12 protein-coding genes are annotated in these 14011 nt (G+C 62.8%); 1 reads left to right on the forward strand and 11 read right to left on the reverse strand.

What is annotated here, in order from left to right; all coding sequences use genetic code 11:
* Positions 1-23 precede the first annotated feature (23 nt).
* The 11 genes from BMYO_RS02735 to BMYO_RS02785 all read right to left on the reverse strand — a co-directional run bounded on the left by BMYO_RS02735 (position 24) and on the right by BMYO_RS02785 (position 13240).
* Positions 24-1199 carry a nucleoside hydrolase gene (locus BMYO_RS02735; protein ID WP_094667030.1) on the reverse strand — a complete coding sequence of 392 codons (1176 nt, stop codon included), beginning with the start codon at positions 1197-1199 and terminating at the stop codon, positions 24-26.
* A 184-nt stretch (positions 1200-1383) separates the two neighbouring features.
* On the reverse strand, positions 1384-2250 hold the full coding sequence (locus BMYO_RS02740; RefSeq protein WP_094667031.1) for an aldo/keto reductase: 867 nt from the start codon (positions 2248-2250) through the stop codon (positions 1384-1386).
* 322 nt (positions 2251-2572) lie between these two features.
* The gene (locus BMYO_RS02745) at positions 2573-3691 is read right to left on the reverse strand and encodes a RuBisCO large subunit C-terminal-like domain-containing protein (RefSeq protein ID WP_158216931.1); all 1119 of its coding nucleotides are present in this window, start codon (positions 3689-3691) and stop codon (positions 2573-2575) included.
* Between the two features lie 10 nt (positions 3692-3701).
* Positions 3702-4745 (reverse strand): S-methyl-5-thioribose-1-phosphate isomerase, encoded by a 1044-nt coding sequence (gene mtnA, locus BMYO_RS02750; RefSeq protein WP_094667033.1) that lies wholly within the window; start codon positions 4743-4745, stop codon positions 3702-3704.
* Positions 4742-6013, reverse strand: a complete 1272-nt coding sequence (mtnK, locus tag BMYO_RS02755; protein ID WP_094667034.1) for an S-methyl-5-thioribose kinase — start codon at positions 6011-6013, stop codon at positions 4742-4744. Before mtnK ends, mtnA begins: the two co-directional genes overlap by 4 nt.
* Before the next feature lie 6 nt (positions 6014-6019).
* Entirely contained in the window at positions 6020-7009 is a 990-nt protein-coding gene (locus tag BMYO_RS02760) for an ABC transporter permease (RefSeq protein WP_211276814.1), read from the reverse strand.
* Entirely contained in the window at positions 7006-8685 is a 1680-nt protein-coding gene (locus tag BMYO_RS02765) for a sugar ABC transporter ATP-binding protein (RefSeq protein ID WP_094667035.1), read from the reverse strand. Before BMYO_RS02765 ends, BMYO_RS02760 begins: the two co-directional genes overlap by 4 nt.
* Before the next feature lie 134 nt (positions 8686-8819).
* Complete coding sequence (locus BMYO_RS02770; RefSeq protein ID WP_094667036.1) at positions 8820-9911, reverse strand: substrate-binding domain-containing protein; 1092 nt, start codon at positions 9909-9911, stop codon at positions 8820-8822.
* A gap of 286 nt (positions 9912-10197) precedes the next feature.
* Positions 10198-11244, reverse strand: coding sequence for a nucleoside hydrolase (locus BMYO_RS02775; protein WP_094667037.1), 1047 nt, complete (start codon positions 11242-11244; stop codon positions 10198-10200).
* Positions 11245-11303: 59 nt separating this feature from the next.
* Positions 11304-11900, reverse strand: a complete 597-nt coding sequence (locus BMYO_RS02780) for a CoA-binding protein (protein WP_233428056.1) — start codon at positions 11898-11900, stop codon at positions 11304-11306.
* The gene (locus tag BMYO_RS02785) at positions 11897-13240 is read right to left on the reverse strand and encodes an O-acetylhomoserine aminocarboxypropyltransferase/cysteine synthase family protein (protein ID WP_094667038.1); all 1344 of its coding nucleotides are present in this window, start codon (positions 13238-13240) and stop codon (positions 11897-11899) included. The genes BMYO_RS02780 and BMYO_RS02785 overlap by 4 nt, the downstream gene beginning before the upstream one ends.
* A 259-nt stretch (positions 13241-13499) precedes the next feature.
* On the opposite strand from BMYO_RS02785, the gene BMYO_RS02790 reads away from it, so the two are divergent.
* Positions 13500-14009: a cupin domain-containing protein gene (locus BMYO_RS02790; protein ID WP_094667039.1), complete on the forward strand. Its 510-nt coding sequence runs from the start codon at positions 13500-13502 to the stop codon at positions 14007-14009.
* The last annotated feature ends 2 nt before the right edge of the window (positions 14010-14011 follow it).

A 14011-nucleotide genomic window follows, 5' to 3' on the forward strand; every position in this document is an offset into this window, starting at 1 on the left:
GACCGCCGAGCACCATCCCACTGTTACCGTGCGGCGTTGGCGACGCGGGTCATGAATCGGTCGAGGAAGCGGGGCACGTCCACGCCCAAGGCGACCTGCGTGTGCTTGTCCGGGTCCTGCAGACGGGACCGGTCGCCGATGGTGCGTCCGCGGAACGCGCCATCCACGTCCACCTGCAGGTTGAACCCAAACGTCGTCACCAACGACGGGTCCAATGCAGCCGCCACAGCCAACGGGTCATGCAGCCCACAGCCGTGGATCTCCGGCTGATGAGCCAGATAGAAGTCGATGTAGTAATCCGTCATCGCCACCAGGAAATCCCCCGCCGGCGTACCCAAACCGGCCCACTCGTGCGCCTTCGCGCGGGTCAACGCGGTCTGATGCGTCACGTCCAAGCCAATCATCGTCGTGCGCGCGCCGCACCGCAACAGATAGTCCGCCGCCTCCGGATCCTGGCTGATGTTCGCCTCCGCACCCGGGCTCACATTGCCCGGCAAGGTCAGCGAACCGCCCATAAACGTCACGTTCGCGCCACAGTCGCGGGTATCCGGCGCGTCACGGAACACCGTGGCCATCGTCGTCATCGCGCCCGTGGGCACGACCGTCAAATCAGGGCCGTACTCACGCATCGCATCGATGATGAACCTGACCGCCGAACCCGCCGGCTCGGGCCCGCGCGGCGAATCCGGGATCACGGCCCCGCCCAGGCCATTGGGATGATGGACCGCCACCGAACCCGCCGACGGAGCCCACGACACGCCTTCCGGCCAGCCGCCGCGACCGTCCGAACGCCAATCCGCGTACGCCGCGGCACGCCATGACGCATCGGTGGCGGCATCGGATACGCCCTCATCGGCAACGGCATCACCATCGCTGGTACCGTCACCGGCGGCATCAGTCTGAGCCGTCTCCACACCACCGGCGGTAGCCCCGGCCGCACCATTCGCGGCACCGACAACATCCGACGGCAGACGTGACGGGGCGATCGGATGGTCCACACCCGGATACACCGGCACGTCGTCACGACCGAACAGATGCAGCACCGCCAGAGCATTGCGCGCCGCCAACGGCACCGCCACATTCCCGTACGTGGCAGTGATACCGATCAGATCGACCTCATCCGCGCTGCCCAGCGCATAGGCGATCGCCAGCGCATCGTCGATACCGGTATCGAGGTCAAGAATCAGTTTTCTACGCATGATGTTCCTTTTCTGCGGCAGTGGGTTCCGTTGGACGGAGGATTCGTACGTGGATGGGGGACTTCCCCTCTCGCGTGATTTCGCGGAGTCCCGTCTTTGGTCTGGAGAATTATATGGCCGGGTCTGCTCCCCTCAATCGCAAGCGACAGCCCCCCTCAACGAGGGGAGCCAAAGACGAGAGAGGTCAGCCGAGCTTGGCGAGCTCCTCTTCGGAGAGCTCGAGCTGGTCGGCCTTGAGGGAGTCGAGGATGGTCTCGGGGCGGTGCGCGCCCGGAATCACGAACATGTGGTCGCCCTTGGCGAGCTCCCACGCCAGTACCACGCGCTGGTAGCTCACGTTGTGGGCGGCGGCCACCTCACGGAACGGGTCGAACTTGGATTCGTCGTACGGGTGACGATAGCCGCCAAGCGGGCTCCAGCACACGAAGGCGAGGCCAAGCTTGGCGCAGTAGTCGAGCGTATCCTGCGTCTCGAGATGAATCGGCGAGTACTGGTTCTGCACGGCCACGAGCTTGTCGCCGAGGATGGACCGCGCGATGTCAATCTGCTCGATGGAAGCGTTGGAGACGCCGGCCACGCGGGCCACGCCCTCGTCCACCAGCTGCTTCAGGGCCTCGATGGACTCGTTGTACGGCACTTCCGGGTCATGGCGGTGCAGATACAGCAGGTCGATGGTGTCTACGCCAAGGGCCAAGGCAGACTGCTTGCCGTATTCGATGAGGTGCTCGGGCTTGCCGTCACGCGGCCACAGCGGCTCGCCATGCTCGCCCCAGACGCGGCGCAGGCCGATCTTGGTGGCCACGGTGACCTCGTCCTTCGGGCCGTGCCACGTTGCCAGCGCCTCGCGCACGAGCTTCTCGCCGGTCTGCTCCTCCTCGCCCGGCGTGTAGTAGGCCCACGCGGTGTCGATATGACGGCAACCAGCGTCCAGCGAGGCGTGCAGGGTTTCGATGCCGACGTCGTGACCGCGGTTGTTCTCAATGGTCAGCGGCATCTCGCCGTGACCGATGGCGGTGGTGGAGAACGGTCCGAGATTGCGGAACAATGCCATGATGAAACTCCCTTGTCGTGATGCGGGTAATGCGTCATAATGCCGGCGCCGGATGCCCGGAAGCCGAATTATCCGATTCCAGCGTAGGCACGACGATGGATTCCCACGCGGATTTCCAACGGAAATTTCCCGTGAATTGTCGAGATGGCACGACGCTTCCTCCGGGCACAGGACCGAGGTGGCCGTAACACCATTCACCCGGGCCAGCCACCACTACATCTCCCGGCCACGCACCGATTATCCGCCGAGAGACCGCGCCCCACCGCAGACACTCAGCGGGACGGAAACCAGCCAGAAGCCCGCGTACACGCCAACGTACGCATCAATCCGAGTACGTCTCAGCCGTCTCCCGGAACCGACGTGCGCCCTCCACCAGATTGCCGGTGGCATGCAGCGCGCCGCCGATGAGGAACATCGTGTCCAGACCGTAGAAATCGACCAGTTCAGGCACTCGTTCGACGGTCATGCCGCCCCCCGGTGATGGCAGCGCTCCAGCGAACCCGGCAAAGTCGTCCTTGGCCCTCGTGGCGATGCTGCGGCATACGGCCTCGGACAGTGTAAACCGCCCGCCGAAGCTCGGGAAAATGACTGAATCCGCACCGAACCAACGCAGCAGGTGACCAAAGAGCAGTCCGGGCTCGATACCATGGTCTGCACCGGCGGTCCAGCCGCCCAAGAACGCCGGATGGGCGTAGACGATGAAGTCCTCCGGCGTGTGGTCGCGCACGTACCGCAGCGCATCAAGACCCGCGGTGCCCGGAACCACCAGAAAACCGCCGGCTCCGGCTTCGACCGCGATATCGATGTGACGCTGCCAGTCCCCCGCTTTCGGGTTGAAGGTCGGCAAATACACGCTATGACGGCCGGTCTCCCCGTTGGCCTTGGCGATGGCGCGCGCCACAGCCGGCACACGCTCGGCGAACGGCGACCATACCTGATTGCCCAGTCCCTGATCGTCCTTGATGACATCGACGCCACCCAACGCGCTGTCGTATGCCTCCTGCGCGATATCAGCCGTATCAAGACCGACCGGCTTCAACGCAGTGGCCAGCAACGGACGCTTCGGCACGTCCAGTACCCGACGGATGCCGGCGACGCCCAGCTTCGGGCCACCGGCGATGTGGTGGGCAAATTCAGCCGAAACCCGTACGTCAACAAGCCGGATGCCCGGAAGCAGCGACGCATTGCCCAAAAGCACCACCAGCAACTGCGGAATCTCATAGGCGGTCAAATCCTCGGGATAGGAGACGACCGCCAGCGAGCGCGTCTCTCCGACTTGTTCCACAGAGACGACCCGCCCCAAGGAGCGATCGGCCTTGGCCGGCGCATAGACGCGGGGAAATTCGTGGCTCTGCTCCACCGCCAATGATTCCGCCCTCGATCTGGCTTCGCCGAGATCGCCGTTGATTTCGTAGACGACTTCAAAGGTGCTATCAGTCATGACTCGTTCCTCAGTTCCCTTGCGGCTTTCCTTGCAGCGCGTTCTTGATCGATTCCTCATAGGGCGCTCTGAGCACGCCGACCGGTGTGATGATGCCGGTGATGAGATATGACGGCGTCACATCGAACGCCGGATTCCATGTAGGCAGGTTCTGATCCACGCCGGGGGCGTCCAAGACTTCCGCGCCACCGCGCAATTCGATGGGGATGTCCTTTTCGCTGGCCGCCGACGGGTCCACCGCGGACAGTGGCGCGGCGATGTAGAACGGCACATGGTTCTCATGAGCCGCCACGGCCAATGAATACGTGCCGATTTTATTGGCCGTATCGCCGTTGATGGCAATACGGTCCGCACCCACGATCACTGCATCGATCAAACCATTGTGCAGAGCGGCGGGCGCAGCGCCATCGACCAAGGCGGTCACGTCGATACCGTTCTTGGCGAGCTCCCATGCGGTCAGACGCAGCCCTTGACGCAGCGGCCTGGTCTCCGTGGAATACACATGCACTTCCTGACCGAGCGCCTGTTTGGTGTAGATCACACCAATGGCGGTGCCGATGCCCGCAGTGGCGAGGATGCCGGTGTTGCAGTGGGTGAGGATGCGGGAGGCGCCGGCCAATTCCCGGGCGCCGACCTCACCGATGCGACGGCATTCGTCGATGTCCTCGCTGATGATTCGTTCACCGGCGGCGACCGCGGCATACCAATCCCCTTCGGCCGCATAGGCATCGGCGGCACGCTGTACGCCGTGGCGAAGGGTCACCGCGGTCGGGCGTGCGTTGGACACCTTGTCGAACGCCTCCTGCGCGGACAGACCATCGCGCACGGCGAAGGCGTATCCGAACGCCCCGGCGGCGCCGATGGAGTTCGCGCCACGAATCGACAACGTCTGAATGGCGTCCACCACATCATCCGCGCTGCGAAGATCGCGGTATTCCAATGCGGCCGGCAGCTTGCGCTGGTCGATGATGCGCAGCGAGGCGGACGCGCCGTCGCCGTCTGCAACGGCATCATCCCGCCACACCACGGAACGCAATGTCACGATGTCGCTCATGCCTGGCTCCTTTGGCTGGTCGGAATGGATTCCTCAACAATGCGACGGACGTCAGCAGCAGAGCCGACTTCCTCGAACCGCTCCAGCAGAGCACGCGAGGCAGTGAGCACCACACGCGACGCCCAAACCTTACGGTCCGGGCCCAGTGTCTCCAAATCAGGCAGATGCGCCCAGCCGATGGTACGACGAATACCTTCCGCCCCGGCGTATCCGGCGGCGAACCGCAACGTACGCGCGATCCAGCCGTCCACAAATGCATCGGTGAAGATCTTATCGGCCTTGTGCTCTCCCACCAGACGGCGGAATTCCGTCTCGAAGCCGTCCCACGCCTCTTCGTACAGTGAGATCAGCCAATCGAAGCGCGCGAAGTCCTTGCCCTCGCGCACGCCAATAGTCTCCGGGCCATCGGCCAGCAACGCCAGTTCGCGGGCTTGCGCCAGCAGGAAGTTGCCCCATAGGATACCCAGATCGAAGGCCACCGGTCCGTAGAATCCGAATTCGAAATCGTAGGCCTTGATACGCGGCGATTCCGTATCGTCGTCGGCTACCGGGTTCTTCTCCGAGCGCACGAACAGGGAGCTCGAATGCAGGTCACCATGCAGCAGCGCCTCGCCGTTGGTCAGGAATTCGTACTTGAGTTTGGCGACCTGCGTACGCAGTTCCTCATCGCGCAAGGCGAGCACCAGGTCGGTGGCACCAGGCTCCCAGCCGTTGTGCTCATGCTCGTAGTAGGGTTCCTCGAAGATAAGGTCTTCGGTAATCTGTTCCAACTCCGGATTGATCGACTCGGCCGCCGCCTTCTGTACGTCCTGCGGCTCCCTGCTGAAGTACGAGGTACCGTAGGCCAAACGCGCCACGAACCGGCCGACGTCACGGGCCGCCCCGGGATTCACGCTGCCTTCGTCAAGCGCCTCACGCCACTGGGCCCAGTCGGACAGATCCTCGATGACCACCAAGCGGCGGTCACGATCAAGCCCGTAGAACTTGGGGGAAAGCCCGTTGGTGTACTTGTCCGCGGCTTCGAGGCCACGCGCCTCGGCGAAGATGCTATCCTCGGTGACCTTCCACGAGTGGTCAGAACGCACGTATGGCAAGGTTTGCTTGACCACCAATCCACGGCCATCCGCATCCTTGACCAGAAACACCAGATTCAGATTGCCGTCGCCGATCTCCTTGGCCTTGGCCGTGGCGACATCGATATGCTTGGCGAACTCCGGATGCTGCGCGATGTAATCGACGACGGTCTCGTTATTGAGCAATTCGGTCATGATTCGTTACCTGTCCCTTTGCTGCGTATTGAAAATCTTGGAGAAGCTGACCACCAGCGCGATGACCAGCAGTGTGCCTTTGACGAAGTCCTGCGTGTAGTACGGCACGTTGAACATGGTCAGGCCGTTGACCAGCACGCCCACGAACAGGGCGCCCACCACCGTGCCGAAGGCGTTCGGCCGGTTGGCACCGAACACGGCGAAACCAATCAAGGCGGCGGAAATGGCTTCCAGCAGATACGACGAGCCGACGTTCACATCACCGCGTCCCACACGGGCGGCAAGTACGATGCCACCGAGAGCGGCCAGCAGACCGGACAGCGCATAGGCCAGAATGCGATAGGCCCCCACATGGGTGCCGGCCAGTCGAGCGGCCTCACGGTTGCTGCCGATGGCGCGCATGAGTCGTCCGGTACGGGTTCGTTCCAGGAAGACGGCGACGATCACACCCACAAGAATCATGAGGATCACCGAGAACGGGACCGTGAACACGGTGCCGCTGCCGATCCAAAGGAACGCATCGTCGAAGTCGCCTTTGGCCGGGGCGCCGTTGTAGCCGTTGCCCTTGGACACGGACTTGCCGGCGGTGATGATCAGCGACAGTCCTTGAATCGCGAACATCGAGCCGAGCGCCGCCAACATATCCGGGATTTTGGCGAACACTATCAACGCGCCGGTGAACACGCCGACCAGCACGCCGGAGAGCAGTGCGAAGAGAATGGCCGGGAACGCACCAAGTCCAAGATAAATCTGGGTGGCGGTGGAAACCATCACCGACAGCGACACGATGGAGCCTGCGGCCATATCGAAGCCGTCCACTGCCATCGAGACGGTGACGCCCAACGCCACGATGGCGGTGACCGATACCGACTGCAGAATCACGAACACATTCTGCGTGGTGCCGAACGCCGGCGAGGCGATCCAGAAGAACACCACCATGAGCACGAACAGCGCGAGCAGTCCGTATTTGTAGATAACCCGTTTGATGTCAATCACGCCACCGGCTCCTTATCCAGTTCCCTGTCCAGTTCCTCGTCGGATGCAACGGCCGACTTGCCGGCCTCGTCTCCGTTTTCATTCGTTTCGCGACGCGCGCTGATCCCGGCCTCGTCGGCGATGAGCTGCGACAGCTCGTCCGCGGTGGTGGAGGCCGGGTCGACCTCGCCGGTGATCACGCCGTTGGACATGACCAGAATCCGATCGGCCACCTGCAGAATCTCCTCCGGATCACTGGAGGCCACCAATGCGGTGCCGGTCTTGCGCAGCAGCCGGGCGATATCCTCACGCGCGCCGATGTCCACGCCGCGGAAGGGCTCATCAAAAATAAGCACCTTGGACTGTGCTGAGACCCAGCGGCCCACGATCACCTTCTGCCGGTTACCGCCGGACAACGATTTGATCGGCGCGGTGCTTGTACCCACAATGCCGAGCGTCTTGATGACGTGCTGCGCCGCGGACTCCTCGCGGGAGAAGCTCAGTAGACCATAACGGTGGCGATAGCGCTTCAGGTCCGGCAGCGACAGGTTTTCACGGATGGACCAGTCGGGAATCTCGCCTTGCACGGCCCGGTCCTCGGGCACGTATCCCACGCCTGCTCGGATTGCATCACTCGGGTGATGGGGGTCGTACGGTTTGCCGTCAAGGGTCATGGTGCCGCTGATCAACGGACGGTCACCGACAATCTGCGAGATAAGTTCGGTCTTGCCGGCGCCGATGAGGCCGGTCAGGCCGACGACCTCTCCTTCATGGATATCGATGTTGTTGGCACGGGTGTTGCGGAAGGAGCGGACGCCTTTGAGCGAGAGCACCGTACGACCGCTGGTATGAGCATGCTTGCGGGCCGTATCGCCGCGTTCCCCGTCATGCTGTAGGCCATCGGCGAGATCACCGAGCATGGCACGCACGATTGCCGTCGTGTCCAACGGCTTGGTGAATGTGGCGACTTCGGCGCCGTCACGCAGCACCACGGCGGAATCGCATAATTCCGCCACTTCGCCCATATGATGCGAGATGAAAATGATGGCCGTGCCCTGCTGGGCCAGCCTGCGGACGTCCGCGTGCAACCGTTCACTTTCCTGTACGCCAAGCGCCGCGGTCGGCTCGTCGAGAATCAGCACGACCGGCTTGCTGGCGAGCGCGCGGGCGATGAGCACCTGCTGCTTGTCCGACGTGCTGAGATGACGGACGGTCTCGTTGAGATCAATGGTGAGCCGTCCTGCGGCGATGCGTTCGGCCTCAGCGCGCATGGCCTTGACCGAGGGGAATGCGCCGAACCGGTTGTCGGCGATCTGGGGAAACACCAGATTCTCCCAGACGGTGGCATCGGGAACCAGCGCATCATCCACGTTCTGGGTGATGGTCTCGATGCCCGAGGCGGAGGCATCCTTGACGGACCCCAGAACCGCTTCCTTGCCGTTGACTCGCAGAGAGCCGCTGGTCGGCGTCAGCGAGCCGGAGACGATGCTCATCAGCGTGGACTTGCCGGCTCCGTTCGCGCCGACGAGGGCGAGAATCTCACCGGCGTGGACGCGGAAGCTCACGCCCTTCAACGCCTGTGTAGCGCCGAACCGTTTGGTGACGTTGTCTATCTCAAGAACCACACGAGCGGTGGGGCCGTCGCCGACCCCACCTTGCTGTGCGGTTTCCTGAGCACCTTGAGTTGCAGTGCTCACAGGATGCCTTCTTTACTGTCGATGGTTGATTGGATGTACTGGATTATCGGACTGGACCGAGCTTGCACAGAGCAGATTCACATGGTGTCCCGGTCCTAGCCGTGACCGGCCGGCCCGGGACACCGAGGTTTCACTCACTGCTTGGCGGCGTCCTCCACCGGGGAGAGATCGTCGGTGCGCAGGCTCGGGAAGGCGGTGACCAGCTGGGACAGACTGGTGATGTCCTTCTCGCGCAGCACGTCGCCGGTCACCAGGGTGGGCGGGACGGTCACGGTCTTGGTGTCGCCGAGCTGCTTCTTGGCAGCCAGATAGGCGGTGCGCACGGAGACGGCGCCGTCATTGGCCGGGTCGGTGGTGGCGGTGGCGATCCACGGGCTGTTGTCCTTCTTGAGTTCGGCGATGTCGGCGTCGGAGATGTCCACGCCGTAGACATTGACCTTGCCGTTGAGTCCGAGCTCGTCCACGGCCTGGGCGGCACCCTTGGCGAACTCGTCATACGGGGCGAGCACGGCGGTGACGTTCGGGTTGGCCTGCAGGGAGGCCTTGACCTGCTCGGCGGTCTGCTGCGCGGTGGCCTCGTTGACGACGCCCACCTGAGCGACCTGCTTCAGACCGGGGTTCTCCTCCTTGACCTTCTCCCACACGGCGTTACGACGATCCAGCGGGGCGAAGCCGGCGACGTAGGCGTAGATCACTTCGGCCTTGCCGTTGGTGTCCTTGACCAGCTGGCTGGTGATGAGCTTGGAGAGATCGGCGTCGGACTGTGAGACGTGCACCACGCGGTCGTCGTTGACGACGGAGTCGAAGCCGACGACCGGGATGCCTGCGTCGAGCGCGGCCTTGACGTTGTTGGTGACGCCTTCGAGGCTGTGATCGACGAGGATGACGTCCGGCTTGGTGGCGATGGCGGACTGCACATCGAGAATCTGCTGGTTATCGTCGCCCTTGGCGTCGTAGATGTGCAGGTTGGCGCCGATGCGCTTGGCCTCCTTGTTGGCGCCGTCAAGCCACTGGTTCAGGAAGTCGCCCTGGGTGCCACGGGAGACGAGCGCGATGTTGACGGTGTCCTCGCCGTTGGCGTTGGCCGATTCATTGGCTGTGGCCTGACGGGTCTTGATCGCCCACGCACCACCGACCACGACGGCCAGAACCACGACGACCGCGATGATCAGGATGAGCAGTTGGTTTTTCTTGCCGGCCTGTGCCGGTGCGTTGTTCGCTGCCATGTCTTTTCCCCTCTCGGAAAGTATGTGATTTCGCTTCTCTCCCTCGCCGTGAACCCAACTCGGAGGGGTGTGGTGAAGCGGTGATTTACACACTAAATGCGCGGTGACAGACGATTCAAGCTGGGAAATATACCCAATTATTATACCCTGCTATGGTTTTGCTGATTCCCGCCGGTCACGGGATACACGAATCCGGATATGTCAAGGGGCACGGCGCTGCGACACGCCGTGCCCCTGTGCAATCAACCATGCAACTTGCTGCTTGTTGGCTTGTTTGTCCTCACCGTCATGCGCGTCCGCGCGCATCAGCACGCCGGATATGGTCCACGAACGTGCGACGGAACCCGTCCACGTCGATGTCCGTCGCCACTGTGACATGCGTCTGGAGCCCGGAATCGGCTTCTGGATTATCGGAATCATCGGAATTATCGGCAAACGTCACTTCGGTGGTGATGGCCGAGAACGGGCCGTCAACGCCGACGACCCGCACCGTAGCGGGCCGCACGGTGAACAGCTCAGGATGCAGCAGGTACCAGGCCGCGGTCGGGTCATACATCTGCACGCCCCGGTCCACCCGTCCGTCGTCATACACGCCGAACAGCGCGGCGATCATCGCACCGACCGTTCCTCCTGCGCGCAAGGTCGCAACATCCGATGGGTTCAACCGTGCGTCCCATCCGATCTCCACGCCGATCATCACCACAGGTATACCGGCACCGAAGACAACGGCCGCAGCTTCCGGGTCCACCGCGATGTTGAAATCAGGAACGGTGATTTCCGGCCGATGTGCGAATGTGCCGCCCATCAGCACGATTCGACGGATGCGTGGCAATACCTCGGGATGGCGCTGAATCAGCAGGGCGATGTTGGTGAGCGGTCCAAGCGCCAGAATATCCACCGGACGATCGGCGGCCGTGATCACCCGTGCCTCGGCACTCACGGCGTCCTCGCCGATCAACAGCGACGTATCCGGCTCGGGGAAGACGAAACCGTCCATGCCCGAATCGCCGTGAATCTCCGGCGCGTACACCACCGGCCGGCTCAGCGGCGTCGCAGCGCCGCGCGCCACGGGAATCCTGTGGTTCAGAAATGTCAACAGTTTCAGGGCATTGTCGGTGGTATGCCCGATGTCCACATTGCCGCTAACGGTGGCGATGAGACGGATATCGACGGCGTCCGAGGACAGCAGCGCCGCTATGGCCGCCGCGTCGTCGATACCAGGATCAGTATCGATGATGAGCGGCCAAGCCTCACCGACACGGCCCGGGGCGGAGGATGCCCCGCACAGTTCCGCCGTCACAGGATGCCGAAGGCTTTGATGACAATCATTCATGGTCGTTCGCCTATTGCTCGCCTTTCACTGCGGTCCACAGGTTCCGCCGATAATCGGCATCATTTCGCGATGCGTGAGGTGATCACGCCGGTATTGAAACCGAACAGATGCAAGCCTTGGTGGAAGCGCGCGTATTCGATTTTGATGCACCGGTCCATGACCACCTGCAGGCCCAGGGATTCGGCCTGTTCGGCCACGTCGTCATTCCAGATACCCAGCTGGATCCACAGCACCGGGGAGCCGATTCTGGCGGCCTCCTCGGCGATGGGTGGGATGGCGGAGGCGCGACGGAACACATCCACGATGTCCGGCACCTCCGGCAGCGAGGCGAGATCAGGATAGACTGGATGGCCCAGAATCTCCGTCTCGCGCGGATTGACGAAATACACCTTGTATGGCGTGGTCTGCAGCAGGTACGTGGCCACGAAGTAGCTGGCGCGCGCCGGATTGGAGGAGGCGCCGACGATGGCGATCGACTTGGCGTTCTCCAGGATGTGGCGTCGGGTCAGCGCATCCGGTTCCTTCCAGCGCCGCTCCCCCACCGGGGTCGGAGCCTCACATGCGGCGGCCATATGGGGAGCCGTCAAACCAATGCCCTGCCCCGCACGGTTGAGCGTAATCTTCGGTGCTTGCTGGTTGGATGTCTGCTCGCTCATGCCTGTTCCTTTCCATTCTCGCCATGCTCGCCGGATTCGGACTGTCCCGCGACTTCGGCGCTGGCCTGCAACGCCTGTTCGAGGTCGCGCAGCAGGTCATCCACCGTTTCGATGCCGATGCTCAAGCGAATGGTGCCCTCGCCGATGCCCGCCTCGCGCAATTGTTCTGCGGAAAGCTGCCCGTGCGTGGTCGAAGCCGGGTGGATGGCCAGCGACTTCACGTCGCCGATGTTCGCCACATGGCTGAACAGATTCAGCGAGTCGATGAACTTCTTGCCCGCCGCGCGTCCGCCCTTGATGTCGAAGGAGAACACCGAACCGGAATCGCCGTTCGGGAAGTACTTCAGCGCACGGCTGTGATGCGGATGGCTCTCCAGACCGGCCCAGTACACGGCCTCGACCTGCGGCTGGGTTTGCAGCCATTCGGCGATGCGGCGCGTGTTGTCGACCTGCCGCTGCACGCGCAACGGCAGCGTCTCGATGCCCTGAGCGATGAGGAACGCGGAATGCGCGCTGATGGCGGGGCCCACGTCACGAAGCTGCTCGGCGCGCAACCTGGTCAGGAAGGCGTACTGGGCGAAATTGCCCACCCACGTCAGACCGTTGTAGGACGGCACCGGCTCGTAGAAGGCAGGGAAGCGCTCCTGGCTCCATTGGAAGGTGCCGGAGTCCACCACCACACCGCCCAACACCGTGCCGGCGCCGCTGAGGAACTTGGTGGCCGAGTGAATCACGATGTCGGCGCCATGCTCGATGGGCCGCATCAGATACGGCGTGGCCATCGTCGAATCGACCACCAGCGGGATGTGCGCGGCGTGCGCCACTTCGGCCAGTCCCTCGATGTCCGCGATCTCGCCGGACGGATTCGCCACAGCCTCTACATAGATCAGTTTGGTCTTGTCGGTGATGGCCGCAGCATAATCCCGGGGGTCCTCGCTGTCCACGAACTTGGTGACGATGCCCAGACGGCGAAGCGTGACGTCCAGCTGGGTGATGGTGCCGCCATAGAGCTGCGCGGAGGCGACAATCTCATCGCCCTGCGACGCGAGCGCCACGAACGTGATGAATTCGGCGGACAGGCCGCTTGCCGTGGCCACCGCACCTAATCCTCCCTCCAAGCTGGCCACGCGCTCCTCGAGTGCGGCCACCGTGGGATTGACAATCCGCGAGTAGATCTCGCCGTATTTGCGCAAAGCGAACCGGGCCGCCGCGTCATCACTGTTTTCGAACACGAACGCGGCCGACTCGTAAATCGGCAGCGCACGAGCGCCCGTGGCCTTATCCGGGATATTGCCGGCATGCACCGCACGGGTAGCGAAGCCGAATTCCTCATCCGCCATGATTGTGTGTCCTTTCCCACCTGTTTGCCATATGCGGGCCGCAGCAACGCTGCCTTACCTCGCACCGACCATCGCCGCACATGGATATACGGCAAGCATAGAAGCGAATATAACAGGAATCCATAGCCGCGCAGGGCATCCGCCGAATCGCGGTTTTTCAACGTTTTCATGCCTTTGATAGCCCTCTATAACTTATTGCGATATCACCCGGGACCACTTTGCCGTACCCGGCGACGCCTCCTGATGCATGATAGGGAGCATGGCAGAACAGCAGCAATCGCAACAAGACACCTACCGCACGCCCAGTCACGTCATCAAGCCATTGGTCCCCTTCCGCGCCGAAACCGAAGAAGGACGATGGGAAGACGTCGACCAGCTGGTCTACAAGGAGCACGACACCACCTTCCGCACGGTGACGCGTCGCATCCTGTTCGATTCCAACGCCGGCCAAGGCAATCAGGTGCGCTACTTCGAGGTGCAATCCGGCGGCTGGAGCACGTTCGAACATCACGAGCACACCCATGAGGTGATCATCTTCCGTGGCAGCGGCACCGCACTGGTCGGATTCGAGACGCGGCATGTCAAAGCTGGCGATCTGGTGTTCGTGGGGCCGAATGAATGGCATCAGTTCAGCGCCACCGATGATGGACCGCTCGGCTTCATCTGCATCGTCAAGGCCGACCGCGATCATCCGATCCGCCCTACCGCCGAGGAGCTGGAGCAGATCTACGCCGAGCACCCCGAGCTCAAAGGCGTCATTCGGGTCTGAGT

The organism is Bifidobacterium myosotis (assembly GCF_002259745.1).
Taxonomy (GTDB): Bacteria; Actinomycetota; Actinomycetes; order Actinomycetales; family Bifidobacteriaceae; genus Bifidobacterium; species Bifidobacterium myosotis.

Bases quoted from the DNA above. Each gene is read 5' to 3' on its own strand.
- BMYO_RS02790 (WP_094667039.1), top strand. From the start codon at position 13,500: ATGGCAGAACAGCAGCAATCGCAACAAGACACCTACCGCACGCCCAGT.
- BMYO_RS02745 (WP_158216931.1), bottom strand. From the start codon at position 3,691: ATGACTGATAGCACCTTTGAAGTCGTCTACGAAATCAACGGCGATCTC.
- BMYO_RS02780 (WP_233428056.1), bottom strand. From the start codon at position 11,900: ATGAGCGAGCAGACATCCAACCAGCAAGCACCGAAGATTACGCTCAAC.
- mtnA (WP_094667033.1), bottom strand. From the start codon at position 4,745: ATGAGCGACATCGTGACATTGCGTTCCGTGGTGTGGCGGGATGATGCC.
- BMYO_RS02770 (WP_094667036.1), bottom strand. From the start codon at position 9,911: ATGGCAGCGAACAACGCACCGGCACAGGCCGGCAAGAAAAACCAACTG.
- mtnK (WP_094667034.1), bottom strand. From the start codon at position 6,013: ATGACCGAATTGCTCAATAACGAGACCGTCGTCGATTACATCGCGCAG.
- BMYO_RS02740 (WP_094667031.1), bottom strand. From the start codon at position 2,250: ATGGCATTGTTCCGCAATCTCGGACCGTTCTCCACCACCGCCATCGGT.
- BMYO_RS02775 (WP_094667037.1), bottom strand. From the start codon at position 11,244: ATGAATGATTGTCATCAAAGCCTTCGGCATCCTGTGACGGCGGAACTG.
- BMYO_RS02735 (WP_094667030.1), bottom strand. From the start codon at position 1,199: ATGCGTAGAAAACTGATTCTTGACCTCGATACCGGTATCGACGATGCG.
- BMYO_RS02785 (WP_094667038.1), bottom strand. From the start codon at position 13,240: ATGGCGGATGAGGAATTCGGCTTCGCTACCCGTGCGGTGCATGCCGGC.